This is a genomic window from Streptomyces narbonensis (assembly GCF_014649015.1).
GTDB lineage: Bacteria > Actinomycetota > Actinomycetes > Streptomycetales > Streptomycetaceae > Streptomyces > Streptomyces narbonensis.
Window position 1 is genome coordinate 1 of the sequence record NZ_BMSF01000067.1, and the last position, 1,181, is coordinate 1,181.

The window sequence follows — 1,181 nt, forward strand, 5'->3', positions numbered from 1 at the left end:
GTGATTTACTTGATATGTTATTACCTGAAGCTTTTTCTACAGTTAGAGAAGCTAGCAAACGTATAATTGGGATGCGTCATTTTGATGTTCAAATAATTGGAGGTATAGTTTTACACAAAGGTATGATTTCTGAAATGAAAACAGGAGAGGGAAAAACTATAGTTGGGACTTTACCTTCATATTTAAATGCCTTAACTGGTCTTGGAGTACATGTCGTAACAATAAATGAATATTTAGCAAAAAGAGATTCTACTAATATTCGTACATTATATGAATTTCTTGGATTAAGTATAAAAAATATTTATGCAAAACAAAATTTAAAAGAAAAAATTAATGCTTATAAAGCTGATATTACTTATGGGACTAATAATGAATATGGTTTTGATTATTTACGTAATAATATGGTTTATAAAATTAAAGAAAAATTTCAAAGAAAACTTAACTTTGCTTTACTTGATGAAGTTGATTCTATTTTAATTGATGAAGCTCGTACTCCATTAATTATTTCAGGACAAATATATGAAGATACTAAAATATATTATCTAATTAAAAATATAGCAGAAAAATTAAGAAGTTCTAAATTTACTGAATATGAAAAAGGAGATTTTATTTTAGATGAAAAACATAAACAAGTTGAATTAACTGAAAAAGGATATAAATATATAGAAGAGATTTTTAAATTAAATAAAATAATAAAAAAAAATGATTCTCTTTATTCAGCTAATAATATAGGTTTTATAAAAAAAATAAAAGCAGCTTTATTAGCACTTTATTTATTTAAAAAAAATGTTGATTATATTATTATAAATCATGAAGTAATTATAGTAGATGAAAATACAGGTCGTGTAATGCCAGGAAAAAGATGGTCAGATGGTTTGCATCAAGCTATTGAAGCAAAGGAAGGAGTAAATATAAAAGAAGAAAGTAATACTTTAGCTTATATTACTTTACAAAATTATTTTAGACTTTATGCTAAAATAGCAGGTATGAGCGGGACAGCTTATACTGAATTATATGAATTTAATAAAAATTATAAATTAGATGTATTAGTTATTCCAACAAATAAACCTAGAATACGTAAAGATATGAATGATTTAATTTTTTTATCTACAAAAGAAAAATTTGAAGCTATAAATAAAGATATTAAAGAAAAATTTTATAAGGGTCGTCCAGTAGTAGTA

General features: G+C 23.8%; 1 protein-coding gene. It reads left to right on the top strand.

What is annotated here, in order from left to right:
- On the top strand, nt 1-1,181 hold a 1,181-nt coding region (locus IE124_RS36210; protein WP_502266940.1), incomplete at both ends, for a preprotein translocase subunit SecA.